General features: G+C 70.1%; 19 protein-coding genes. 6 read left to right on the plus strand and 13 right to left on the minus strand.

Annotated elements, in window-relative coordinates; all coding sequences use genetic code 11:
* Positions 1 to 37: 37 nt before the first annotated feature.
* The 4 genes from FQY83_RS06020 to FQY83_RS06035 all read right to left on the minus strand — a co-directional run bounded on the left by FQY83_RS06020 (position 38) and on the right by FQY83_RS06035 (position 3,799).
* The gene (locus FQY83_RS06020) at positions 38 to 1,339 is read right to left on the minus strand and encodes an ABC transporter permease (protein WP_146386049.1); all 1,302 of its coding nucleotides are present in this window, start codon (positions 1,337 to 1,339) and stop codon (positions 38 to 40) included.
* A 99-nt stretch (positions 1,340 to 1,438) separates the two neighbouring features.
* Positions 1,439 to 2,164 carry an ABC transporter ATP-binding protein gene (locus FQY83_RS06025; RefSeq protein WP_146386051.1) on the minus strand — a complete coding sequence of 242 codons (726 nt, stop codon included), beginning with the start codon at positions 2,162 to 2,164 and terminating at the stop codon, positions 1,439 to 1,441.
* 125 nt (positions 2,165 to 2,289) lie between these two features.
* A complete protein-coding gene (locus tag FQY83_RS06030; RefSeq protein WP_146386052.1) occupies positions 2,290 to 2,502 on the minus strand; it encodes a hypothetical protein in 213 nt (70 codons plus the stop codon).
* A 1-nt stretch (position 2,503) separates the two neighbouring features.
* The gene (locus FQY83_RS06035) at positions 2,504 to 3,799 is read right to left on the minus strand and encodes an efflux RND transporter periplasmic adaptor subunit (protein ID WP_146386054.1); all 1,296 of its coding nucleotides are present in this window, start codon (positions 3,797 to 3,799) and stop codon (positions 2,504 to 2,506) included.
* A gap of 181 nt (positions 3,800 to 3,980) precedes the next feature.
* Between FQY83_RS06035 and glmS the strand changes: the two genes are divergently transcribed.
* On the plus strand, positions 3,981 to 5,834 hold the full coding sequence (glmS, locus tag FQY83_RS06040) for a glutamine--fructose-6-phosphate transaminase (isomerizing) (protein ID WP_146386056.1): 1,854 nt from the start codon (positions 3,981 to 3,983) through the stop codon (positions 5,832 to 5,834).
* Between the two features lie 4 nt (positions 5,835 to 5,838).
* On the opposite strand, the gene FQY83_RS06045 is transcribed toward glmS, so the two are convergent.
* The 4 genes from FQY83_RS06045 to FQY83_RS06060 form a co-directional block, all read right to left on the minus strand.
* Complete coding sequence (locus FQY83_RS06045; RefSeq protein WP_146386058.1) at positions 5,839 to 8,718, minus strand: hypothetical protein; 2,880 nt, start codon at positions 8,716 to 8,718, stop codon at positions 5,839 to 5,841.
* A 23-nt stretch (positions 8,719 to 8,741) separates the two neighbouring features.
* Positions 8,742 to 10,196, minus strand: coding sequence for a type IV secretory system conjugative DNA transfer family protein (locus FQY83_RS06050; protein WP_146386060.1), 1,455 nt, complete (start codon positions 10,194 to 10,196; stop codon positions 8,742 to 8,744).
* A 3-nt stretch (positions 10,197 to 10,199) separates the two neighbouring features.
* Positions 10,200 to 10,916 (minus strand): hypothetical protein, encoded by a 717-nt coding sequence (locus FQY83_RS06055; RefSeq protein ID WP_146386062.1) that lies wholly within the window; start codon positions 10,914 to 10,916, stop codon positions 10,200 to 10,202.
* Between the two features lie 170 nt (positions 10,917 to 11,086).
* Positions 11,087 to 11,326, minus strand: a complete 240-nt coding sequence (locus FQY83_RS06060; RefSeq protein ID WP_146386064.1) for a hypothetical protein — start codon at positions 11,324 to 11,326, stop codon at positions 11,087 to 11,089.
* Between the two features lie 245 nt (positions 11,327 to 11,571).
* Here FQY83_RS06060 and FQY83_RS06065 point away from each other — a divergent pair, with 245 nt between their 5' ends.
* Complete coding sequence (locus tag FQY83_RS06065) at positions 11,572 to 13,638, plus strand: TonB-dependent copper receptor (protein WP_202878163.1); 2,067 nt, start codon at positions 11,572 to 11,574, stop codon at positions 13,636 to 13,638.
* Between the two features lie 248 nt (positions 13,639 to 13,886).
* Here the strand turns inward: FQY83_RS06065 and pdxK are convergent, their stop codons facing one another.
* From pdxK to hemF, 3 genes are read right to left on the minus strand one after another with little or no spacing between them, the layout of a single operon-like run.
* A complete protein-coding gene (gene pdxK / locus FQY83_RS06070) occupies positions 13,887 to 14,750 on the minus strand; it encodes a pyridoxine/pyridoxal/pyridoxamine kinase (RefSeq protein ID WP_146386066.1) in 864 nt (287 codons plus the stop codon).
* A complete protein-coding gene (locus FQY83_RS06075; protein WP_238333421.1) occupies positions 14,747 to 15,517 on the minus strand; it encodes a YggS family pyridoxal phosphate-dependent enzyme in 771 nt (256 codons plus the stop codon). Before FQY83_RS06075 ends, pdxK begins: the two co-directional genes overlap by 4 nt.
* The gene (gene hemF, locus FQY83_RS06080; protein ID WP_146386068.1) at positions 15,514 to 16,443 is read right to left on the minus strand and encodes an oxygen-dependent coproporphyrinogen oxidase; all 930 of its coding nucleotides are present in this window, start codon (positions 16,441 to 16,443) and stop codon (positions 15,514 to 15,516) included. Before hemF ends, FQY83_RS06075 begins: the two co-directional genes overlap by 4 nt.
* Before the next feature lie 156 nt (positions 16,444 to 16,599).
* Here hemF and FQY83_RS06085 point away from each other — a divergent pair, with 156 nt between their 5' ends.
* The gene (locus FQY83_RS06085) at positions 16,600 to 17,187 is read left to right on the plus strand and encodes a cysteine dioxygenase family protein (protein WP_146386070.1); all 588 of its coding nucleotides are present in this window, start codon (positions 16,600 to 16,602) and stop codon (positions 17,185 to 17,187) included.
* Between the two features lie 189 nt (positions 17,188 to 17,376).
* Here the strand turns inward: FQY83_RS06085 and FQY83_RS06090 are convergent, their stop codons facing one another.
* Together FQY83_RS06090 and FQY83_RS06095 are read right to left on the minus strand one after the other, a co-directional pair.
* The gene (locus FQY83_RS06090; RefSeq protein ID WP_146386072.1) at positions 17,377 to 17,865 is read right to left on the minus strand and encodes an STM3941 family protein; all 489 of its coding nucleotides are present in this window, start codon (positions 17,863 to 17,865) and stop codon (positions 17,377 to 17,379) included.
* Entirely contained in the window at positions 17,862 to 20,225 is a 2,364-nt protein-coding gene (locus FQY83_RS06095) for a S9 family peptidase (RefSeq protein ID WP_146386078.1), read from the minus strand. The genes FQY83_RS06090 and FQY83_RS06095 overlap by 4 nt, the downstream gene beginning before the upstream one ends.
* 228 nt (positions 20,226 to 20,453) lie before the next feature.
* On the opposite strand from FQY83_RS06095, the gene FQY83_RS06100 reads away from it, so the two are divergent.
* Genes FQY83_RS06100 through FQY83_RS06110 form a run of 3 tightly spaced genes read left to right on the plus strand, consistent with a single transcriptional unit; the run spans position 20,454 to position 24,944 of the window.
* A complete protein-coding gene (locus tag FQY83_RS06100) occupies positions 20,454 to 20,726 on the plus strand; it encodes a YcgL domain-containing protein (RefSeq protein WP_146386080.1) in 273 nt (90 codons plus the stop codon).
* On the plus strand, positions 20,719 to 23,997 hold the full coding sequence (locus FQY83_RS06105; protein ID WP_146386082.1) for an ankyrin repeat domain-containing protein: 3,279 nt from the start codon (positions 20,719 to 20,721) through the stop codon (positions 23,995 to 23,997). Before FQY83_RS06100 ends, FQY83_RS06105 begins: the two co-directional genes overlap by 8 nt.
* A gap of 59 nt (positions 23,998 to 24,056) precedes the next feature.
* The gene (locus tag FQY83_RS06110; RefSeq protein WP_146386084.1) at positions 24,057 to 24,944 is read left to right on the plus strand and encodes an energy transducer TonB; all 888 of its coding nucleotides are present in this window, start codon (positions 24,057 to 24,059) and stop codon (positions 24,942 to 24,944) included.
* The last annotated feature ends 24 nt before the right edge of the window (positions 24,945 to 24,968 follow it).

The following is a 24,968-nucleotide window of genomic DNA, read 5'->3' on the forward strand; positions in this document are numbered from 1 at the left end:
GGGTTGTTCCCTCACTTGAGGGAACAACCTTCCTTGGTCACTGGGATTTGAGCTGCAGCGCCGGCGTCACCTGCATCGCGCGCCACGCCGGCAGCAGGCCGGCGAACAGGCTCGCGACGACTGCCAGCGCGAACGTGGTCAACAGCATGCCGAGGTTGAGGTGCGCGAGTTCGGCGTAGCTCGACGGCTGCTGCCGCACCGCCCACAGGCCGAGCAGCGACAGTCCCAGGCCGAGGACGCCGCCGGCCAGGCCGATCGTGCCGGCCTCGACCAGGCACTGCTTGAAGATCTCCATGCGCGAGGCGCCCAGCGCGCGGCGCACGCCGATCTCGCTGCTGCGGCGCAGGAACTTGGCCAGCAGCAGGCCCACGGTGTTGAGCAGGCACACCAGCAGGAAGCCGAAGCCCAGCCACAGCTGCATCACCACGTCGTTGGGGACCACGCGGTTGAAATCCAGCCACTCCATCACGTTGCGCAGGCGCACGTTGGTGGGGCGCTCGAAGCGGCCGGACGCGCGCTGCTGCTCGGAATAGTTGGCCAGGTAGTTGCGGTAGCCGGCCACCTTCTCCGCGCTGTCGAGCTGCACCCAGTACTGGATCCATGCGCAGGGGGCGCTGACGCTGGTGGAGTCGCCGCGGCTGTCGCCCCAGCAGTTCATGCTGCCGTTGCGGCCCATGTCGAGGTCGCGCGAGGTGGAGAACGGCAGGAACACGTCTTCCAGTTCGCCGTAGCGGTCGCTGTACATGTCGTAGAAGCGGGGCGTCGGGCGCCACTCGTCGACCACGCCGACGATGGTGAAGTCGGCCTGGTCGAACCGCACCTGCTTGCCGACGCTGTTGCCGCCGCCGAACAGGCGTTCGTTGAGCGCCCTGGAGATCACCGCGATGCGCGCATGGGCCTCGTCCTCCTTCGCGGACCAGCCGTTGCCGAACAGGAACGGCACCTCGAACATCGGGAAGAAATCGGCGCTGGTATAGCGCGCGTCGGTGGTGAACGGCGCCATGCCCGACTGCTCGGGCGTGACCGACAGCCCGCCGCCGGTCATCATCGCCTGGCGGTCGCCGCGCTTCTCGCGCAGCAGGGCTTCGGCGTCGAAGCGGGTCGACTGGTCGTTCGGTTCCTCGCCGGCGACGTAGCCCTGCATGGTTTCGGGGTCGAGCTGCACGTAGAACAACTGCTTGCTCTTGCCCGGGATCGGATCGCCGGACAGCACGGTGAACACCGTCAGCGTGGTCATGCAGGCGCCGATGCCGAGCGCGATCGCCAGCACCATCAGCGCGGTGAGCACCCGGTTGCGCCGGAAGCTGCGCAGGGCGAGGTTGAGGTAGTAGCCGAACATGGCGGTGTCCTGTGGGTCGGGCCTGCGTGCCCGACGATGAGGGTGGCGATGGAGGCGGGAGGCGGGGCGGAGTTCCGGGTGTCGGGGCGTAGCCCCGACCTACGCGGAGACCGTGGCTGGATCGGTGGTCCTGGCGGCGCGCGCCAGGCTCGGCTCGACCGACAGGTCGGTGGCCATGCCGTCGACGATGTGCACGTTGCGCTGCGCGCGCGCGGCCAGCTCCGGGTCGTGGGTCACCATCACGATGGTCGTGCCACGGCTGTTGATGTCCTCCAGCAGCTCCATCACGCTGCGCGCCATCTGCGAGTCGAGGTTGCCGGTGGGTTCGTCGGCGAGCAGCAGGCGCGGGCTTCCCGCGAGCGCGCGCGCGATGGCAGCGCGCTGCTGCTGGCCGCCGGAGAGCTCGGCCGGATAGTGCTTCATGCGCGAGCCCAGGCCGACCTGCGACAGCGCTTCCTCGATCCGCATCCTGCGCTCGTTGCCCGGCATGCCGCGGTAGCGCAGCGGTACGTCGCAATTGTCGAACAGGTTCAGGTCGGGGATCAGGTTGAAGCTCTGGAAGATGAAACCGATCTTCTCGTTGCGCAGGCGCGAGCGCGCATTGTCGCTGAGCCCCTTCACGTCGACGCCGTCGAGGTGGTACTCGCCGCCGGTGAAGGTTTCCAGCAATCCCGCGATGTTGAGGAAGGTGGTCTTGCCCGAACCCGACGGACCGGTGACGGCGACGAACTCGCCGTCGGCCACGTGCAGGTCCAGCGAGCGCAGGGCGTGGGTTTCGACGAGTTCGGTGCGGTAGACCTTGGTGACCTGGCGCATGTCGAGCATGGTGGCTTTCCTTCGGCGCGATGGCGCAATGGAGGGAGGAGCCACCCCGGTCCTGCGGCCAGTCCCGTCCGGAGAGAGAGCCGGGCGGGGCAGTGCGGAACCGGGATGGAAAAGCGTGGCCGGCCTCAGCCGATGCCGAAACGCGACGGCAGGGCCGAGCGCGCGACATAGCCGCCGTCGCTGCGCGCGCGCCGCCGTCCGCCGTTGGCGGCGGCGCGGCAGCCCTCGTCGCGCGCGGCGTCGAAGGCGAACAGCTCGTGCAGGCGCAGCGGCACGGCGTCGGCCAGCTGCTGCGCGGTCCAGTGCAGGCGGGAGGGGAAGTGGGCGAAGGCGTTCATGTCATTGTCCCGAGATGCGGACGCGGTCCGCGTTGGCGAACTGGTCGGTGCCGGAGACGACGATGCGCTCGCCTTCCTGCAGGCCCGACACGATTTCCACGGCGTTGAGGCTGCTGGCCCCGGCCTGGATCGGCCGCCGTACGGCGCTGCTGCCGTCGACGACGTAGGCGAAGCGGCCGCCGTCCTGCTCCAGGAACGGGCCGCGCTCGACCATCAGCACGTTCTCGCGCGTATCGAGCACGATGCGCGCGGACAGGCGCTGGTTCTGGCGCAGGCCCGGCGGCTGCTGGCCGTCGTCGAAGCGCAGCCGCGCGGTGACCTCGCCGTTGACGACTTCCGGCGACACCGCCGACACCTTCGCGGCGTAGCGGTTGCCGCCGCTGCTGATCTGGCCGGGCACGCCGATGGCGAGATCGCGGGCGAAGCTTTCCGGCACCCGGATTTCGACCTCGAACACGCTCAGGTCGACCACGCTCAGGATCGGCGCGTTGATCGCGACGTTGGTGCCCTGCGCGATCTGCACCTGGCCGACCTGGCCGTCGAACGGCGCGCGCAGCGTCAGCGCCTCGACCTGGCGCTGCAGTTCGTCCACCACCGCCTGCTGGCGGTCGGCGAGCAGGCGCTTGTTGCGCGCGTCGATGCCGGCGCCCCGGCCCTGCAGCGAGAAGTCCTTGCGCGCCGCGGCGAGGCCGATGTCGGCCTTCTTCAGGCCGTCGAGCGCGCGGTCGTATTCGTTCTTCGAGACCGCGCCGCCGTCGAAGGCGCGCTGGTAGCGCTCGACGTCGCGCTGCGCGGCGGTGTGCTCGATCTGCGCCTGGTCGAGCAGCTTCTGCGCGTCCGAGCGCGTGAGCTGGGCGTCGAGCATCGCGCGGTTGGCCTCGCCCTGCAGGCTGGCCAGCGTGGATTCCTCCTGCACCAGCTTGCTGCGCAGCTCCGGGCTGTCGATCACCGCCAGCTCCTGGCCCTGCTCGACCACGTCGCCGGCGACCACCTTCAGCGCCACCGTGCCGCCGGCGATCGCGTACAGCGTCGGGCTGTTGGCGGTGATGACGCGGCCGTCGGCGGAGAGGTCGCGAACCAGGTCGCCGCGGGTGACCTGGGCGATGCGCACGCGCGAGGCGTCGAACGAACTCGAGCCCGAGGCCCAGCCCGCGACCACCCAGGCCGCCAGCGCGAGCACGACCAGCGCCGCGCCGCCGCCGAGCAGCCAGGCCTTCGGCAGCCGGCGCAGCCCGGAAGGCCGTGCCAGGACCTGGTCCTGTGCGGAGGTGTCGCGGATGCGGGCGTTGGATTCCATGGACAGGGACTTGGATGACGAAGGGCTCGCAAGGGTTGCATGCAATCCGCGTGCCAACCTGCAACCAATTGAATTGCATGAAAAAAATGACGCAGTGAAGTGTCCGCCCGGACACTCCGGCTGTCCGGTCGGACAGTGCTTTCCCGTACACTTGGCGGACATTCGGAGGAGTAGCGAATCCATGTGCGGCATCGTCGGCGCGATCGCGGATCGCGATGTGGTCCCGGTCCTGATCGATGGGCTGAAACGGCTGGAATACCGGGGTTACGACTCGGCGGGGATTGCGGTCGTCGCCGACGGCGACGTGCGCCGCGTGCGCCGCACCGGGCGCGTGGCGGAGATGGAAGCCGCGGCGCAGGGCGAGGGCGTGCAGGCCCGGCTCGGCATCGGCCACACCCGCTGGGCCACGCACGGCGGCGTCACCGAGGCCAACGCGCACCCGCACATCAGCCACGGCGTGGCGCTGGTGCACAACGGCATCATCGAGAACCACGAGCAGCAGCGCGAGCGGCTGCAGCAACTCGGCTACCAGTTCGAGTCGCAGACCGACACCGAGGTCATCGCCCACCTGATCCACCACTACCTCAAGCAGGGCGATGACCCCGGATCAGGTCCGGGGCGTGGCCTGCTCGGCGCCCTGCAGCGCGTGGTCAAGGAGCTGCACGGCGCCTACGCGCTGGCCGTGGTCAGCCGCAAGGAGCCGGGCCGCATGGTGGTGGCGCGCATGGGCTGCCCGCTGCTGGTGGGCCTGGGCGAGGGCGAGAACTTCGTCGCCTCCGACGTGTCCGCCATCGTCCAGTCCACGCGCCGGGTGATCTTCCTGGAGGAAGGCGACACCGCCGAACTCACCCGCGACGGCGTGCGCGTGTTCGACGCGGACAACGCCGAGGTCCGGCGCGACGAACATCTGTCGGACGTCTCGCTGGCCTCGCTGGAGCTCGGCCCCTACCGGCACTTCATGCAGAAGGAGATCCACGAGCAGCCGCGCGCGATCGGCGACACGCTCGAGGCGATCATCGACGCCAATGCCTTCGAGCCGGCGCTGTTCGGCAAGGATGCGGGCGAAGTGCTGCGCGAAGTTGACGGCGTGCAGATCCTCGCCTGCGGCACCAGCTTCTACGCCGGCTCGGTGGCGCGCTACTGGATCGAGGCGATCAGCGGCCTGCCGTGCAGCGTCGAGATCGCCAGCGAGTACCGCTACCGCAAGGCGGTGGCGAACCCGAACCACCTGATCGTCACCATCTCGCAGTCGGGCGAAACGCTCGACACGATGGAGGCGCTCAAGTACGCGAAGTCGCTGGGGCACGACAAGACCCTGTCGATCTGCAACGTGCCCGAGAGCGCGATCCCGCGCGCCAGCCGGCTCGTGTTCTACACCCGCGCCGGCGCCGAGATCGGCGTCGCCTCGACCAAGGCCTTCACCACCCAGCTGGTCGGCCTGTTCGCTCTGGCCGCGACGCTGGCCAAGCTGCACGGCCGGCTCGACGCGGAGCAGGAAGCCGAGCATATCGAGGCGCTGCGCCACCTGCCCGGCAGCGTGCAGCACGCGCTCAACCTCGAGCCGCAGATCGCCTCATGGGCCGAAAGCTTCGCGCCGAAGCAGAATGCGCTGTTCCTCGGCCGCGGCGTGCACTACCCGATCGCGCTCGAAGGCGCGCTCAAGCTCAAGGAAATCTCCTACATCCACGCCGAGGCCTATCCGGCCGGCGAGCTCAAGCACGGCCCGCTGGCGCTGGTCGACGCGGCGATGCCGGTGGTGGTGATTGCGCCCAACGACAACCTGCTGGAGAAGGTGAAGTCGAACATGCAGGAAGTGCGCGCGCGCGGCGGCGAATTGTTCGTGTTCACCGACCAGGACAGCCACTTCGCCGAATCCGAGGGCGTGCACGTGATCCGCACCCCGCGCCACGTCGGCGTGCTCAGCCCGATCGTGCACACCATCCCGGTGCAGTTGCTCGCCTACCACGCCGCCCTGTCGCGCGGTACCGACGTCGACAAGCCGCGGAATCTGGCGAAAGCGGTGACGGTGGAGTAGGGCGTCAGGTTTCCACTCGTCGCCGAAGGACTCCGGAGATGGCAAGGAGGAAGATCGACGTCACGATGGCGCCAACAATCGCGTAGAGGGATTTGAGGAACCTCCAGACCCAGGCGTCGTCGCGCCCGGACACGTCGCATTTGCCCTCGTGTTTCAGGTCCAGAAGGGGAACCATTACATCAAGTGCGAACCAGAGGGGATCCATCTGGTCACCACACCAGGTTTCTCCATATGCATTGCCCGGGTCGCGGGCGATTTCCCGGGCGGCCCCTCCATTGTCCAGAACGAGCGGACTGACCGGGATGGCGTCTACGACCATCCGGGGATACCCGACAGGATCCCGTAAGACCGGAATTGTCATTGCTTTCAGTGGGCCCAGCGGAATCCCGATTCCTCCCTGATTGAGGAAATTGAAGAAAATCACACCAACAAACCAGAACAGCAAACAGGTGCTGGCCCCCCGCAGCGCGCCCAGTCCGTGTTTGAAACCGACTTCGAGGAGCCAATGCCCAAGTTTGTAGAGCCCCTTGTGCACGAACTCTCGATCCAGTTTCAGCTTCTCAAGGGTAACGTCGCGAGCATTCTCGAACTCGCCGTGGTCCCGGAGAACCCTGGATAGTTGCTCGTAGGGTTGCGGCTTGTACTCGGCCTTGTTCGGTTTCCCGCCACTGAACTGGCGGTTGAGAAACACATCCTTGTAGTAGTCCAGATCGTTCTTGTAGCGGTCCTGATCGTTCCGGTCTCCCATCATTTCCTCGCTCGGTCTCAACGAGCCGTACACCAGTCCTTCCAGTGCCAGTGTCACCCCATCACCGAATGAGTCCTTCGAGTGGTTGATCACGCCCGCGTGAACGCCTCGCAGCGAGACCTTCGCCTTGCCGCTCGGCCCCAACCTCCCGCGTATGGTCTCCAGAACTTCTCTTTCATCGATCACGCTTTGCCCGGGGCCTATCCAGATGGGATCGGCTGCGTCCGAAGTGACGATGCGGTAAGGGGGCTTGAACCGGAACTGCGGCGCCTTCTTCTCAAGGGGGGCGTCGGAGGTCATCTCGATGAAGCCGTTCCTGTGGACCCGGAAATCTGACTCGTATACGAACTCGCCATAGTGCACGTCGGCCTTGACTTCCCTGCAGTCGGCATCAATCGACGTGCAGGATTTGATCTTCTCGATGTGGAATGCACCGAGATCTCCCCAAACATGGGCGCAGAAGAACTTCAGGTAGTCCTTGGCCATGTCATCCGAACAAAGGGCCAGCCCGCTGCTTTTATTCACAGCGTAGATCCGGTGCGAACCGCCATCGAGTACCGTGATCTGGTCGGTGCCTTTTTTTCGCAGGAACGAAACGATGGCCCTGCCGTGTTCATGGCTGGCGCCGAGCACTTCGAGGAGGTGCCAATCGCGGCCATAGAACGACAGGTTTTGATCCCTCCATTTCTCCACTTCGAAGTGCTTGACCTGGTGCTCCAACGAGCGCGTTTGAAGGACGATGGTTCCCTTCGACTGGAATGCCCGGCTGATCGTGGCGTCGTCCAGGCTGAGTGTTGTTGCCGCGCTCGAATCGTTGAAGATGGTCAGTCCCTTGATCACGAAGCCGCCATGGAACTTGCCGCCATTGAAGCAGATCGGCGGACGAAGATTATCCGAGTCACTTGAATCCGTGGAGCGTGGAATGACCATGCCATCGAGGCTCGCCTTCCCCATGACTTCAATGCTCGTCGCATCGATATTTGCCCGCAGGGCCGAGGTGGCACCTAGTGTCAGCTTGAGGTCGCCGCCTACGTGCGCCAGCGAAGCATCGATGTCGCCCGGGAGGTTCTGGATGATGAGGTCATCGCCGATACACGAGTTCTTCACGGTGAATCCGATCAGGTTGTCCTGCGGCTTGACCGAAACCTCGATGTTCGCAGTGACGCGGGCGTTCGACGCGCCGATGAAGCCGCCCGATGGGATTGCGACGTCCTTCAGTTGAAGCCATCCCACGTCTGCCGTCAGGAAGTCGATGCCTCCGGCGAATCTCCCGCCCGTCAACACGATGGCGCTGGTGCATCTCAATCTCTGGGCGCGGAATGCGCATCTGGGCTCGTCTCCCTCTGCCTTCGCAACCGAAGTGGTGCCCGCCGGGAGACCTGCGGCGTCAAACTCAGCTTTGTTTCCCCATATGCTGCCGTCGATGCGGGCGCCGGAAAGGTTGATACCGCCGACAGCCTTGAAGTTGGGCTGCAGGAGTAAATCGCCGTTGATTTCAGCGTCGGTCAGATGGCAGGCGTATTGCCAGACATTGCCGAGAATCTCGGCCTGTCTGTCGTCGCGAATCTGAAGGTGCGTGCCACAGATCCTGATCGACCCGTCCACGCGGATGCCGGGCGCGTGGAACTGGCATTCGCCGTGCGCATCCAGCGGCGCAACCCTGATCAGCTCCAGTTCGCTTTGGACACTTGCGTCCTTGAGGCTGATACGCGTACTTCTGCAATCATGCAGAGAGAATCTGGAGAGCATGGCATGATCGGCCAGGATGCACCACGAATCATCGCGTGTCTGTGTCACTTCGTCGTCTGAATCGGTCCTCTCGCCAGATGCTCTCCCGCCTTCGTTTTCTTGCCTGCCGGGAAGGACGCAGTTTCTGAGCAGGAGAGGCGGAAGTCCCGAGTCGCCGGGCCCGCAGGCGTCGCGCAGGTCCAAGCATCCGTCAATGATGACCCCGCGCAGGCGCACACCCAGCGGCAATTGCCCGCCGCCGTCATGCGTTCCGAGCAGCAGGCTGCGCAGGAACCCGGCGCTGACACGGGGTGCGTCATCCCCGAGGCCGGGCGGTCCCGAGCGATCCTCCCCGTACCATTCTCCGCGCCTGGCGTTGTCGAAAATGTCCTTCTCGATGCTGTCCACGCAGATTTCTCCACTTGTCGCTTTCACTTGCCCGGAAGTAGTGCTTGCAGCAGAGGGTCATGCTCCGGCGCAGGCCACGTTGTTCCAGTCGGCCATCCGGCCTGCGGCCGCGCATACAGCCGCTGCGGCACGCTGCGCGCCGGCAGGATCGGCCGGCTGCTGTCGTGCAGCGGGTTGGGATCGAACTGTCCGGCGAACGAGGGGTCGGCGAGGTAGCTCGGCACGCGCGCGACCACGGCCTGGTCGCCGGCGATCTGCAGCACCATCTCGTCGCGCTGCAGGTCGAGCACGCCCAGCCCGTCGGAGAAGCCGGTGAGCGTGGACATGCCGCTGGCGGCGATCTGGTTCAGCGCGCCGAAGCACTGCAGCACGCTGCAGTTGTTGACCATGGTCTGCCAGTCGCGCGGGTACAGCAGCTGCAGCTGGCTCACGTCCTGCCAGAAGCTCCAGGTCTGCACGCCGTAGCCGCGCAGCAGGGTGATGGCCTGGCGCAGCTGCGGCAGTTCGCCCAGCTGCGCCGCCTCGTCGAGGATCAGCAGGGTCGGCTGCTTCGGGCGCGCGCGGCGGCGGGTGATGCACGACATCAGGGTGCCGATCCACAGGCGCAGCAGGCGGCCGTGCGATTCGAGCATGTGCGGCGGCAGCACGAGGAAGATCGAGAGCGGCGCGCCGGTGGTGACCTCGTCCAGGTCGAACGAGGTGCGCGCGATGCTGGCCTGGACGCGGGCGCCGCGCAGGAAACTGAGCATTTCCTGGGCGAAGGAGACGATCCCGCCGATGGTTTCGTTCGCGCCGATTTCCAGCATGCGCGCGATGCGCCGCGCTTCCGGGTGGTTCGACAGCAGGAGTTCGCTGGCGACGTCGGCCGGATTCGTCGCGGCGCGGTTGACCAGGTCGCTGGCGTCGAGCAGGCTGGCGCCGCCGCCCAGATCCTCGCTCAGCACGTGCAGGATCGCGCCGACGACCAGGTGCGTCGCGCGGCTGATCCAGAAAGTGTCGCGCGGGTCGCGGACGGCGTGGTAGAGCGTCCCGGCGATGACGGCGACCTCGTCCACGGCGCTGGCGTCGTGGATGTCGATCAGGTCCAGGGGGTTGAGCGTGTCGCTTGGCAGGTCGGTGACGCCCATCGGGTCGATCACCACGATGCGATGGCCCATCTCCCTGCGCCGGCGTGCGGTGACGGCGGCGTTCTCGCCCTTGGGGTCGATCACGATCACCGGTCCTTCGTGGCGCAGCAGCGCCGGGATCACGCAGCCGGTGCCCTTGCCGGCGCCGGTCGGCGCGATCGTCATCAGGTGGCCTTCGCCGCTGAGCACGATCGGGTCGAGGTAGCCGGTCGCCACCGTCTTGAGCGAGTGTCCGAACGAGAAGCCGAACGGCTGCCGCTGCCGCTGCGCCTCCAGCGACCATCCCACCAGCAGGCCGCTGTCGGACACCGTATCGGGAAGCCTCAGGTGCGACGAGGTCACGAACGGCATGCGTCAGGACTCCGGGGTGGCCGGCACGGCGGGGCGCAGGTCGCGCAGCGGCGGACGATGCCTGCGCGGCGGCAGCACGCCCTGCGCGAGCATCTCGTCGTCCTCCATCGAGATCATTCCCTGCGATACGCGGAAGCGGGCGCGGAACACGTCCTGCCCGTAGTTCACGACCGCGCCGGCGACGAAGTCGCTTCCGTCCGCGCGCATGGCCAGCGGCCCGACCTGCCCGAGCCATGCGCGGTCGCCGGTCGCGCCGGCGAGCGCGGGGTGGTCGCCATCCTCGATGATCGTGAACGGACCATCGGCGCCCCACACGGCGCCGCAGAAGAAGCGCAGGTACTGCGGGCCGGTGACCTCGCTGTCGAGCGGCGCCAGCGCGGGCGCGAGCGGCGCCTTGTCCGCGGCAGGCCGGAGCTCGCCGGCGTTGAGCATGTGGATGGTCGTGGACGTGCCGTCCACCAGCCACATCGCGCCCGGGCCGTACATGATGTTGACCGTGCCGATCTCGCCGTGGCCCGTGGCCAGGTCGGCCTCGGTCAGGACCCAGCCCGGATAACACGCCAGCGGCAGGTAGCGCACCGGTCCGCGGATCGCGTCCGCGATCGACTGCAGGCTGCCCGTTCCCCCGGCGCCGGCGTCGGGCAGGCGCTGCTGGAACAGCGTCGACTGCGCGGCCGACATCCGTTTCCAGTGTCCGGCCATCATCGGGATGTGCGACATCCGTCGATCCGCCCCCTGAGTCCCCTCGGGTCGCGAGACTATCGGCGTCAGTCAGAGGGGTCCAGACACGGAATTCGGCGCCGGAACCGGACTCGCGGCCGGCCGGTTCCGCTCCGGGAGGGGGCGATCACGCCGGCATTCCGGCCGGGCGACGTGGTCCGCCGCGGCGGTCAGCCGCCGCAGCCGCCGCAGCAGGTCGAGGGTTCGCGTTCGATCCGCGAGGCATCGACCGGATGGCCGATGCCCGAGAGGCTGGCGGCGATGTCGTGCTCGTCCAGGCTGGTCGAGATGCGCAGCCTGCGGTTGAGCGCGTCGAGGTCGGCGAGTGCGGCCGGGTCCAGTGCCTGCAGCTGCCGTTCCAGCGCCGCGATGTCGATGCGGCCGGTATCGAGCGGAATGTTGAATTGCATCGTCGTGCTCCCGGAAGGGTGGATGTCGGCTCCGTGCAGGCATCGCCTGCGATGCGCCGCGGCGAGGCCGATGACGCCTCCACTATCGTGCGGCGGTGCATGCTGCCGCCTTGACCTGGGTCAGGGGAGCGGCCGGTTGCGCAACGCGCCTGATGCAGGTCAAGCCGGCATGCGATCAGGACATTTTGTCCCTTCCGCCGCGCGCGCTGCGGCGCTGCAATGGCGCCGTGAACGGAGGAGACGACATGAAAAGCAGGGCCTTGCAGGCAGCCGTGGCGCTGGTGCTGATGCAGATGGTCGCCGGCGGCGCACTGGCCGAAGAGGGAGCGCCGGCATCGCGCGCCGAGCGCGTGGTCAATCTCGATACGCTGGTCGTGACCGGCGTGGCGCCGGTGGCGTCGCTGACCTGGGTGACCGACCCGCGCCTGCCGCGGCAGCCGGTGCCGGCCAGCGACGGCGCCGACTATCTCAAGACGGTGCCCGGCTTCGCCACGCTGCGCAGCGGCGGGACGAACGGCGATCCGGTGCTGCGCGGCCAGTTCGGTTCGCGCCTGAACCTGCTGGCGGGCGATGGCGCGCTGATGGGCGCGTGCCCGTCGCGCATGGACAACGCGATGTCCTACGTGTCGCCGGAAACCTACGACCGCCTGACCATCGTCAAGGGGCCGCAGACGGTGCTCTGGGGCGGCGGCGCGTCGGCGGGCACGGTGCGCTTCGAGCGCGAGATCCCGTACTTCGACCAGCCGGGCCTGCGGCTCGACGGCAGCCTGCTGGCCGGCAGCCACGGCCGCAACGACCAGGTGCTCAACGCCGCGGCCGGCAATCCCCGCGCCTACGCGCGGCTGACCGCCAGCCGCTCCGAAGCCGACGACTACCGCGACGGCGGCGGCGCGCGCGTGCCGTCGGCCTGGGAGAAGTGGAACGCCGATGCCGCCATCGGCTGGACGCCGGATCCCGACACGGTGCTCGAAGCCAGCCTCGGCGGCGGCGACGGCGAGGCGCGCTACGCCGGCCGCGGCATGGATGGCGCGCAGTTCGAGCGCACCAGCTACGGGCTGCGCTTCGAGAAGAAGGCCATCGGCGGCGCGCTGGACGGGATCGCGGCCAACGTCTACTACAACGACGTCGACCACGTGATGGACAACTACACCCTGCGCGATCCCGATCCCGCCGGCATGATGCCGATGCCGATGGCCAGCAACGTCGCGCATCGCACCACGGGCGGGCGCGTGGCGCTGGAATGGCGCGGCGAGGGCTGGGACCTGACCACCGGCGTCGACGCGCGCCGCAGCCGCCACGCGCAGCGCAGCGCGATGGGGCGCGGCCAGTACCTCGCGCAGCCGTGGAGCGTCGACGCGCGCTTCCGCCAGGTCGGTGCCTTCGCCGAACTCCACTGGCACCTCGCCGGGCGCCGGCACCTGATCGGTGGCCTGCGCGTCGACCGTGCCGAGGCCGAGGACCTGCGCCGCACGAGCGGCGGCATGATGCCGATGCCGAATCCGAGCTTCGGCCAGGTGCGCAGCGAAACGCTGCCGTCGGCCTTCGTGCGCTTCGAGCAGGACGCGGCCGGCAAGCCGCTGCGCTGGTACGCGGGCATCGGCCACACGCAGCGCATGCCCGACTACTGGGAGCTGTTCTCGCCGAACCGCGGGCCCGACGGCGCCGCCAATGCCTTCGCCGGCCTGCGCCCGGAGCGCACCACGCAGCTGGACGTCGGCCTGCGCTACGCCGGCAAGCGGGTGGACGCGTGGGTGTCGGCCTATGCCGGGCGCATGCAGGACTACATCGCGTTCGACTACATGGACGCGATGACGGGCGCGACCACCCGCGCGCGCAACGCCGATGCGGACATCCGCGGCGGCGAGGCCGGCGTCGAATGGCGCGTGGCCGAGCACTGGAAGCTGGGCGGCACGCTCGCGTACTCATGGGGCGAACTGGCCGATGCCGGGCAGGCGCTGCCGCAGATGCCGCCGCTGGAATCGCGGCTGAGCGCGAGCTTCGACAACAAGCGCTGGTCGGCCGGTGCATTGCTGCGGCTGGTGGCGGCGCAGGATCGCGTTAGCCCGTCGCTCGGCAACGTCGTCGGCCGCGACCTCGGCCCGAGCGGCGGCTTCGCGGTGTTCTCGCTCAACGCCGGCTACCGCCTCAGCGACCACCTGCGTCTGGCCGCCGGCATCGACAACCTGTTCGACCGCGACTACAGCGAACACCTCAACCTCGCCGGCAACAGCGCCTTCGGCTATCCCGCCGACCCGGTGCGGATCCATGAGCCGGGGCGCACGGCGTGGGTCAAGCTCAACGCCTCGTTCTGATTCGAAATTGCCGGGCGGTAATCGCCGGACCGACCGTCACCTGTCAGAAAATCAGACCGTCATCCCGGCGAAAGCCGGGATCCATGTTGCGGTTGGCCTTCGTTCTTCCCACGCAAAACGAACGTCAAGATCAAGATGGACCCCGGCTTTCGCCGGGATGACGTGCCTGAGGGGGTGGTGCGATCCATGGATGCGGATTCCCGTTGCGCGAGCGGGGTCGCGCCTGAAGGCGCTCCTGCGGGGTGGTTTCAGGCGAAGTTGCGCGCGAGGTGACGGGGCAGGGCGAGTTCCTGCCAGCCCTGCGCCTGCACGTGGCGCAATACCGCGACCGCATCGTCGCAGGCGCGGCGCACGGCCTCGTGCAGCGATGCGCCGTTGACCATGCGTCCACCCACGAGCGCGGCGAACAGGTCGCCGACGCCCTTCACCGGATGCGGCACCAGCGCGTGCTCGAACGTCTCGCGCCCGTCGGACGAGACCGCGACGACCTGCAGCGTTCCCGGCGGACAGGCCTCCGGTGCCGCACTGGTCACCACCACCCAGCGCGTGGTGTCGCCGAGCAGGCCCGTGGCCGCCTCCGCACAGTCGTCGAGCGTGCGCAGCGCGCGGCCGCACAGCTGCTCCAGCTCGAAATGGTTCGGCGTCAGTCCGTGCGCGCGCGGAAGCAGGTGGTCGCGCCACACCGGTACCAGCGCCGGATCGGTGTAGGCGCCGGTGTCGTGGTCGCCGATCACCGGGTCGATCTGCACGGTCAGCGCCGGGTTGGCCTCGCGCACGCGGTCCAGCCAGCACGCGAGCGCGAGGCCCTGCTGCGGCGAGCCGAGGTAGCCGACCAGCAGGTGGCGCGCGCGGGTGGCGACCTCGCGCGCCTCGAGATCGTCGAGCAGGCCTTCGAACCAGTCCTGCGGCAGCGCGCCGCCGTGCATCGTCGGGTAGTGCGGCGTGTTGCCCAGCACCACGGTCGGCACGGGCGCCACCTGCAGCCCCAGCGCCTGCAGCACCGGCACCGCGATCGAGTTGCCGACGCCGCCGTAGGCGACCTGCGACTGCACCGAGACCACGTCGACCACGCGGGCGCCCGCGGCGGGCGCGAACGCGGCCTCGCTGTTCATCGCGCCGGATCGCCCGCGCCGCCGGCGAACCCGGGCCAGTAGTCGCTGTCGGGCGTGCCGCGCATGCCGAAGAGGGCGGTGCCCACGCGCACCGTGGTCGCGCCCTCGGCGATCGCGAGTTCGAAATCGCCGGACATGCCCATCGACAGTTCGTCCATCGCGATGCCGTCGGGCGCGGCTTGCCGCAGGCGGTCGCGCAGCTCGCGCAGGCGCACGAAGCAGGGCCGCACCCGCGCCTCGTCCTCCGAGAACAGCGCCAGCGTCATCAATCCGCGCACGCGCAGCGACGAGAACGCCGGCAGCTGCTTCACGAAGGCTTCGACCTCGTCGGGCGGCAGGCCGAACTTGCTGGCCTCGTTCGAGGTGTTGACCTGCACCAGCACGTCGAGCGCGCGGCCGCGCGCCTGCAGCTGCCGGTCCAGCGCCTCGGCCACGCGCAGGCTGTCGAGCGCCTGGAACTCGCCGGCGAAGCGCGCGGCGTATTTGGCCTTGTTGGTCTGCAGGTGGCCGATCAGCACCCAGCGCAGGTCGGGCAGGTCGGCCATCGCTTCCCACTTGCCCATCGCCTCCTGCACCTTGTTCTCGCCCAGTTCGCGCAGGCCGATGGCGTAGGCGGCGCGCAGCCGCGCCTCGTCGACGGTCTTGCTGACCGGCAGCAGGCGTACTTCGGCCGGCTCGCGGCCGGCACCGCGGCAGGCGGCGTCGATGCGCGCGCGGATCGCGTCGAGGTTGGCGCGCAGGTGCGCGACGGCGTCCACGTCGCTCACGTCCCGGCCAGCCAGTCGCGCGGCACCAGGTAGTCGTGCAGCCGCGCCTCGGCGCTGCCCGGTTCCGGCGCGTAGCCGTATTCCCAGCGCACCAGCGGTGGCAGGCTCATCAGGATCGATTCGGCGCGGCCGCCGCTCTGCAGGCCGAAGTGGGTGCCGCGGTCGTAGACCAGGTTGAACTCGACGTAGCGGCCGCGGCGATAGAGCTGGAACGCGCGTTCGCGCTCGCCCCAGGGCGTGTCCCTGCGGCGTTCGACGATCGGCAGGTAGGCGTCGAGGAAGCCGTCGCCGACCGCGCGCAGGTAGGCGAAGTCCTGTTCCATGTCCTCCTGCAGGTCGTCGAAGAACAGGCCGCCGATACCGCGCGTCTCGTTGCGGTGCTTGAGGAAGAAGTATTCGTCGCACCAGCGCTTGTGCGCGTCGTAGCGCGCCTGCCCGCCGAAGGGTTCGCACAGCGCGCGCGCGGTACGGTGCCAGTGCCGCACGTCCTCGTCGAAGGGGTAGAACGGCGTCAGGTCGAAGCCGCCGCCGAACCACCAGGCCACGGTCTCGCCATCGCGCTGCGCGCGGAAGTGGCGGACGTTGGCGTGGGTGGTCGGCAGGTACGGGTTGCGCGGATGGAACACCAGCGACACGCCGACCGCGCGCCACGAGGCGCCGGCCAGTTCCGGTCGCGCGGCGGTGGCCGAGGGCGGCAGGGTATCGCCGGAAACGTCGGAAAAGCCGATGCCCGCCTGCTCGAACACCGCGCCGTCGCGCAGCACGCGCGTGCGACCGCCGCCGCGCAGGTGGGTGGTCGCATCGGCCGGGTCGCGCTGCCAGGCGTCCTCGACGAAGCGCGCCTGGCCGTCGGCGGTTTCGATCGCGGCGCAGATGCGGTCCTGCAGGCCGGTGAGGTAGGTGCGGATGTCGTCGAAGCTGTCCATGGCGCCAATTCTAGTGGCGCAGGGGCGCGGCAGGCAGGTCGCTGGTCGGCATTCCGTTCCTGCCGTCGCAGTGTTGCATCCGTATCACTTCGGATTAACCGCCCTCTAACGCAGCCGCGGGCAACGTTGCGCGAACCGCGGGGACAGGAGCGTGTCATGGGCCATCGTCTGGAAGCCGTCCAACAGGAACCCTTCCCGCTGCTCGACGACATCGTCGTGCTGAGCGACGCGGCGATGAAGGCCGGCAAGCCGTCGAAGATCGTGCCGCGCCTGGTCGAGAACCTGCAGGGGCTGCTGGGCAACATCGGCGAACTGCCGCCGTCGCTGCTGCAGCCGGGCGCCCGCGAGTACGTGCGCCGCGAGCTGTATCGCTCGCCGGCGTTCGGCTACCGCGTGTTCGCGATCACCTGGGGGCCGGGACAGTCCAGCCCGATCCACGACCATGCCGACACCTGGGGCATCGAGGCGGTGCTGCACGGCGAGCTGGAAGTCGTCGACTTCCGCAGCGTGCGCGAGTACGAGGCGCTCAGCGAACTGGTGCCCAGCGATCTGCACCGGCTGCTGCCCGGCAACGTGATCAGCCTGCTGCCGCCGCACGACCTGCACGCCTGCCGCAACGTCGGCACGCGACAGGTGGCGGTGTCGCTGCACGTGTATGGCCGGCAGCTGGAGGAAGTGCGCCGCTACGCGCACATCGAGGGGCGGCTGTACCGGCAGGAGAAGCTGCGGCTCAAGAGCGTGTGAGTCGTACGGTCGGTCGGCCCTTGTGCGCGATTGATTTGGACTTGTCATCCCGAACCCTTCGGCTGCGCTCAGGGCAAGCTCCGTGAGGGGTCTGCTTTCTTAGGCTTGCGGACAGGAGATCCCTCACTGCGTTCGGGATGACAAGCCCGGCGTGTTCGGGATGACAAGTTCAGGCTTCATGCCATCGGATCAATTGCGCGCCGCGGAGCCTTGCCTCCACGCAACGAGCCGCGCCTCCATGCGCGCCGCAAGCTCGCCCGCCTTCAACCCATAGGTATCGGGCAACGCCCCCTGGAAACCCGACAGGCTGTGGTTGACCCGGCGCAGGCGGTCGCTGCCGCGGTAGCCGTCGACGAAATCGAAGCCCACCATGACGTTCGCGCCGACGCGGTAGGTGCCGAAGCGCGCGATGTCGGACCAGCGCATGCGCGAGCGGCGGAACAGCGAGACGATCTCGAAGCCGTCGTCGTCCAGCAGCAGCCGGCTGGCGCCCGGCAGCAGGTTGAGCAGGCCGATCGCACCGCACAGGCCGAAGAACACGATGCAGGCCCACGCCACCAGCGGCTCCTGGGCGCGGAGCACGAGGCCGATCCAGACGAAGGCGACGGAAATCGCGACCATCGCCAGCCATTTCACCGGCGACGGTCGCAGCGTTTCGACCGCCCCGGCGCCGCTCACTTCAGGGTGCGCTCGAACAGTTCGAGGATGCGGCGGTACTGGTCGTACCACGAATCCGCGTGCTGGTAGGCGTGGCGTTCGAGTGGATAGCTCGCCATCTCCCACTTGTCCTTGCGCAGTTCGATCAGCTTCTGCGCCAGCACCACCGAGTCGCGGTAGAACACGTTGTCGTCGATCATGCCGTGCGCGATCAGCAGGTGGTCCTGCAGGCCGGCGGCGTATTCGATCGGCGAGGACACGCGGTAGGCCTCGGGATCGAGGTCGGGCGTGTTGAGGATGTTGCTGGTGTAGCCGTGGTTGTACTGGGTCCAGTCGGCGACCGGGCGCAGCGCGGCGCCGGCCTTGAACTTCCCGGGCTCGCGGAACAGCGCCATGAAGGTCATGAAGCCGCCGTAGCTGCCGCCGTAGATGCCGACGCGGTCGCGGTCGGCCTGCTTGGCCTCGACCAGCCAGTCGATGCCGTCGAGGTAGTCCTCGAGTTCGGGATGGCCCATGTTGCGATAGATCGCGGTGCGCCAGTCGCGGCCGTAGCCTTCGGAGGCGCGGTAGTCGAGGTCGAGCACGAGGTAGCCGCGCTGCACCAGCAGGTTGTGGAACATCTGTTCGCGGAAGTAGTTCGGGTAGCGATCGCTGACGTTCTGCAGGTAGCCGGCGCCGTGCACGAACAGCACCACCGGATACCTGCGGCCGGGCTCCAGCGTCTTCGGCCCGTAGTACTTGCCCCAGATCGTGCCGGCGCCGTGTTTCGACGGCACCTGCACGGTTTCGGGCTGCAGCCAGTCGTGGGCGCGGTATTCGGGCCTGCGGGTGTCGGTGAGCGTGCGCAGGCCGCTGCCGTCGGCGCCGACCACCGCCAGCTGCGGCGGCACGTAGCTCGACGAATGCCGCAGCAGCAGGCGCGTGCCGTCGGGCGAGACGGTGAAGCCCTCGATGCCGCCGAGATCGGTCAGCTCGCGCGTCTCGCCGCCGCCGGCCGGCACCGTGCACAGCTCGTAGTCGCCCGGGCGCGCGCGGTTGCAGGTGAAGTAGAAGCGCGCGCCGTCCGGCGACAGCGCCGGCTGCGACACTTCCCAGCGCCCGGACGTCAGCGCCTGCGCACGGCCGCGCGCGGCGTCGACGGTGTACAGGTGCGACCAGCCGCTTTCCTCCGACAGCAGCCACAGCCTGCGCTGGTCGGGGAGCCAGCCGAAATCGTTGTAGTCCCAGTTGATCCACGCCGCGTCGGTGAGGCGGTGGCGCGCCTGCAGCGTCGCCGAGGAAGGTTCGACGGTCGCCAGCCAGCGGTCCTTGTTGTCGACCGCGTGCAGCATCAGCGCGAGGTAGCGGCCGTCCGCGCTCCAGCGGACGCCGCGGTCGCCGCCGTCCTCCACGCGCAGCGCGCGCGGGCCCTTCAGCGGCTCCTTGCCCGCGGCCTTGCGCAGCGCCGCCAGCGGGTCGACGCCGATGCCGGGCAGTGCGTCGGGCTTGAGCTCGCGGCGCGAACCGTCGCGCAGGTCGATCAGCCACAGCGCCTGTGCCCGCGGCGCGTTTCGGCCGACGCGCGTGCGCACGTCCTCGAATTCCTCGTAGCCCGATTCGGTGACGTACTTCGGCATCCTGCCGCCCTGGCCGCGCTCGTCCTGCCTGCGTTCGGTGGCCACGAACAGCCAGCGGCCGTCCGGCGACAGCGCGGTGGCGGCGATCTCGACGTCCTTGCCGAGGTACACCGGCGCCGGCGCGCGCGTCGGATCGGCGCGGCGCCACTGCGCTTCCTGCGCGCGCGCGGCTTCGCGCCGCGCGCGTTCGCTGCGCAGCGTATCGACCAGGCGCAGCTGGTCCTCGCGCAGCAGGTCGGCCTTGGGCGGCGCCGAGGGGTCGTCCTCCGCCTTCGGCATCGCCGCCTGCGTCGGCGTGCCGTCCTGCGCGGTCCAGCGGAACCAGTCCTGGCCGCTGCGCCAGACCAGGGCGCCGTCGCTGCCCCAGCGCGGCGTGGCCTCGGTGGCCTCGCTGCGGGTGAGCTGGGTGAGCGCGCCGCTGCGCAGGTCGCGCACGAACACGTCGCCGTTGCGGACGAAGGCCATGCGCGTGCGCTGCGGATCGATGACCGGATCGATCGCGTCGACGCCCGCGAGCGACGGACCGTCGACCCGCTGCGCCTCGCCGCCGGCGATGTCCTGCACGTACAGGTCGCGCACGCTGCTGCCCTCGCGCCTGAGCGGGTAATAGGCGCGCTGGCCGTCCCAGGACCACCAGGCCTGCTCCACCGGCGGGCCGATCCAGTCGGGATCGGCCATGATCCGGTCCATCGTCAGCGGTTGCGCGGGTTGGGCGTGGGCGAGGCCGGCGAGCAGCAGGCAGGACAGCGGAAGCAGTCGAAGCATCTGGAACCAGGGCGAAGGGCTGAAGTCGGGACAGCCTAGCAGTTGCCCCGCGCGCGGCACCTGCCGGGGGTCACGGTGTCCGTGGCCTTGGTCGCGGCATCGCAAAACAGCCCTTGCGTGCGGCAAATGCATGCGAACCGGATCGCGCCGGCGTCGCCTGAACGCCACCGACATTCCCCGCAGCGCGGAAATCCCGCACAATTCCGTGATCCACGACACCGCGCGGACATGCACGCCTACGTCTACAAGAGCCAGCGCCGGGCCGATACCTACGTCTATCTTGCCGCTCGCGACGATTTTTCCCGCCTGCCCGAACCCTTGCGCACCCAGCTCGGCGCCCTGCAGTTCGTGCTCGACGTGGCGCTGACCCCGGGGCGCAAGCTGGCCCGCGAGAATCCCGAGGACGTGCGCGCCAACCTGGCCGCGCGCGGATTCCACCTGCAGTTCCCGCCGACGCTGGACGTCGACCCGATGAGCGAGGGCTGGGGCACCGATGCCTGACGCCCCGGCGACACGACGACAGGCCGCCGTCGCCGCCGCGATCGGCATCGCGCTGGCCCTGGCCGCCGGCATCGGCGGCGCGGTCGCGGCGCTGGCGGGCGTGCTGGCGCAGCCGCTGCTGGCGCTGGCCGTGCGCGGCTGGTGCGAACGCCGCACGCTGGATCGCGCGGTCCTGCTGCGCGACGCGCGCGCGCTGCTGGCGCTGTGGGTCGGCGGCGCGCTGCTCGCGGCCGGGCTGGTGGCGTGGCCGCTGCTGGCGGTGCTGCAGAGCAACGGCCTCGGCGCGGTGCTGGCGCTGAGCGCGGTGGTCGGCATCTGCGTGCTGGGACTGTGGCGGACCTGGCCGCTGTGGCATGCGGCCGAGCGCGAGGGCGGGGCGCTGGCGCGGCACTGGCAGGCGCTCGGCGAGCGCGATGCCTCCGGCTGGCACGGCGTCGCCGCGGCCGCCTGCGTGGCGGCGATCCTCGCCGGCATCGTGCTGCTGGCCTGGCCGCAGTGGCTGCCGTCGTCGGCGCGCTGGACGCTGGCCGGTGCATCCGCGTTCGCGTGGCCGCTGCTGCACTGGCTGCTGCAGCGCCTGCCCGCGCCCGGGGTGCTGGCGATCCCGGTGATCGAGATGGCGGGCGACGCCTCGAGCCTGCCGGCGCCGCCGCTGCTGCCGGAAGGCGACCTCGATCGCGCACTCTATGCGGCCGCGCGCGCCGGCCGCGTCGACCAGGCGCTGGCCTTGGTCGAAGCCGGCGCCGACGTGCACGCACTGCCGCTGGACGAGGATCGCGACCAGCGCGGCCTGCCGGTGCTGGCCGCGGTGCTGCCCGACCTGCGCCTGCTGCGCGCCCTGATCGCCCGCGGCGTCGGCGTCAACACCGCGCACGCCGGCCTGACGCCGCTGCTGGCGGCCACGCGCGACAGCTGGCACGGCCGCCCCGAGGCGGTGATGACCCTGCTTGCCAACGGCGCCGACCCGCGCGTCGCCGACGCCGACGGCAACACCCCGCTGCACCACGCCGCGCGCAGCTCCGATCCCGGCGTCGCCGCGCTGCTGCGCGACGCCTCGGCCGAGCTCGATGTGCAGAACCGCGAAGGCCTGACCCCGCTCGGCGTCGCCTGCGCCGCGGGCAACTGGCGGCTCGCGCGCTTCCTGCTCGAACGCGGCGCGAAGCCGGGCGTGGACGACGGCACCCCGGCGCTGCTGGCCGCGGCCGGCAGCGACGAGGACGATCCGGCCGGCGTGCAGCTGCTGCTGCGGCACAAGGCCAAGGTGGATGCGCGCGATCGCGACGGGCGCACCGCGCTGCATATCGCCGCCTTCCAGGGCCACGCCGCGATCGTCGCCGCGCTGCTCGACGCCGGCGCCGACGTGCACGCGCGCGACGGGCGCGAGGCCACGCCGTTGCTCGAAGCCGCGCGCGGCGCGCATGCATCGGCCTTCGAGGCGCTGCTCGCGGCGAAGGCCGATCCACGCGAGGTCGACGCGGACGGCCGCCATGCGTTGCTGCTCGCCTGCCTGGCCGAGGCGCCGTCGTCGGCGCTGGTCGCGCGCCTGCTGGAACTGGGCCTGGACCCGCAGACGCCGGGGAACGACGGCCGGCGCGCCGCCGAACTCGCCGCCGAGGCGGGCCGCTGGCGCCTGGTCGCGCTGCTCGATCCGGCCTACGCGCTGCCGGCCAGCGTGCAGTCCGAAGCCGGCGAGGCGCCGCCCGAGGACCGCGCGCCGATGCTGCTGCTGCGCGAGGGCCTCGACGCCGGCCGCTACGAGGACCTGGAGCGCGTCGCCGCCCTGGTCACGCCCGCCGAGCTCGGCGGCCTGCTGCTCGACGATGACGCGGCGCCCTCGCTGGCGCGCATCGACTGGCTGGTGGCGCAGGGCGCCGACCTCGAAGCGCGCGACGGCGACGGCGAGACCGCGGCCTTCCGCCTGCTCGCGCGCGTCCCCGCCGCGGTGCCCGCGCTGCAGGCGCTGCTGCGCCACGGCGCCTCGCCGGCCGGCAGTGGCGGACTGGCCCGTTTCCTGGCCGCGTGCGTGACCGGCGACCAGGCCGGGCGCGCGCTGGAGCAGTGCGCGCTGGATCTGGTCGAACGCGGCGCCGACCCCTTCGCATCGTCGCCCGCCGGCGATCCGGCGCTGTCGCTCGCCGTGCACCTGGGCTGGGACCGGCTGATCGAACGCCTGCTCGCGATCGGCGTCGATGCCGACGCCCGCGACGCGCGCGGCATGACCGCCCTGCACCTGGCCGCCGCGCTCGCGCGCGAACATGTGCTCAAGGCGCTGGTGCGGCACGGCGCCGCGATCGACGTGCGCGCGCAGGACGGGCAGACGCCGCTCGGCGTGGCCCTGGCCAGCGGTCGCCGCGACCTCGCCGACTGGCTCGACTGGCGCGGCTGGACGCTGCCGCGGCGCGTGCTGCAGGCGTCCGACGTGCCGGCCGCGGCGATGGCCGGCGACGCCGACGCCGTGCGCCGCCTGATCGACCTCGGCCTGCCGGTCGACGCCGTCGACGCGCAGGGCTGCAGCGCCCTGCTGCGCGCCAGCGGCGGCGGCCATCGCGCCGTGGTCGAACTGCTGCTCGAACGCGGCGCCGATCCGCAGCACGTCGCCCACACCGGCGCCACGCCGCTGTCGGCCGCGGTGAGCATGCGCCACGCGGAGATCGTCGACCGCCTGCTCGCCGCCGGCGCCAAGCTCGAACAGCGACTGCCCGGCGAAGTCACCGTGCTGATGCTGGCCGCCGCGCTGGGCCTGCCCGAACTGTGCGCGCGGTTGATGACCGCCGGCGCCAACGTCCACGCCACCGACGCGCAGGGCCTCACGCCGCTGCACTGCGCCGCGCTGTACGGCTTCACCGCGCGCGACCGCTCGCGCCTGCTCGCGCTGTTCGACACGCTGCTGCTCGCGGGCGCCGAAGTCGACGCGGTCGCGGCCGGCGGCGTCACCCCGCTGCTGCTGCTGATCGGCGCGCGCGCCGAACCCGGCACCGCCTGCGACGAGGACGTGCTGCTGGCCGTGATCGAACACCTGCTCGACGAGGACGCCTCGCTCGACGCCCGCGACCCGCGCGGCTTCGGCCCCCTGCACCTGGCCGCGCTGCACGGCCTGCTGCGCGTCACCCAGCGCCTGCTGCGCGCCGGTGCCGATCCCGAAGCGCGCGACGCCCTCAACCGCACCCCGCGCGAGATCGCGGTGATGCGCGGCTTCGTCGACGTCGCCCACGAGTACGTCCCGGCCCAGGCCGGGGTGTCGATGGCGCGGTTCCTGCGCGATCGGGGCTGAGACGCTGCGCGTTCCTCCGGCGCGCTACGATTGGCGACGTACGGGAAAGGAGCAGGGGCATGGTTCGAAGGGTCCGTGAACATTGCCTCGCCCTTGCCGCTGGAGCTTGCCTGGCGCTGCTGTCGCCGCTGGCAGCCGCCGCCGGAGTGCAGGCGAAGGACGGCGAACCGGCCACCGTCGCCGCAGCCGAGTACGCCGTCCCGGTCGAAGGTTTCATGCTGCTGACCGGACGGATCGAGGTCGGCGCGGACCGGCGCGTGTCCGGCTACGCGATCGACCGTGCGGCGCAGGTGCCGGATAAGGCGGCGGCGTTCCTCGCCAGGCAGGTCGCGAACTGGCGCGTCGAGTTCGATGCCGATGTCGCGCCGCCGAGCGGTGCGGTGCGCTTCACCGTCCGGCTGCGCGCCTCGCCCATCGGCGATGGCCTCTACCGGCTGTGGCTGGACGGCGTGCACCTGGACGAGCCGCTGCCGGCGGCGCAGCGACTGCGCGCGTCGCGCATGGGGCCGCCCGAATACCCGAGGAGCATGCTCCGCATCGGCGCCAGCGGCATCGTCTACATGCAGCTCCTGCTGGATGCCGACGGAAACGTCGAGGACGTGTTCGCCGAACAGGTCGACCTGACTGCGGTGCCGGCGGATCCCGCCGACCTGCCGCGCTTCCAGCTCGAATTCATCGCCAGTGCCGCCGCCGCCGCGCGCCGGTGGCGGTTCAAGCTGCCGGCCGACGGGCCGTATGCGCGCGCACGGCAGGCGGTGCGCGTTCCGATCACATTCCTGACGCGCCCGGTGGCCTATGGCCAGTGGGAATACCTTGTCCGTGGCGTGCGCGGGACGTCGCCATGGACATCCGGTGCCCCGGGCAGTGTCGGCGCAATGGCGTCGACGGGCGTGCAGCCGGTGCTGCCGCGCATGTGGGTGGTGGTGGACGCGGGGCAGGAGGGTTGACCGCGCGGCGGTGCGCGGGAGCAC

Source organism: Luteimonas marina, assembly GCF_007859325.1.
GTDB lineage: Bacteria > Pseudomonadota > Gammaproteobacteria > Xanthomonadales > Xanthomonadaceae > Luteimonas > Luteimonas marina.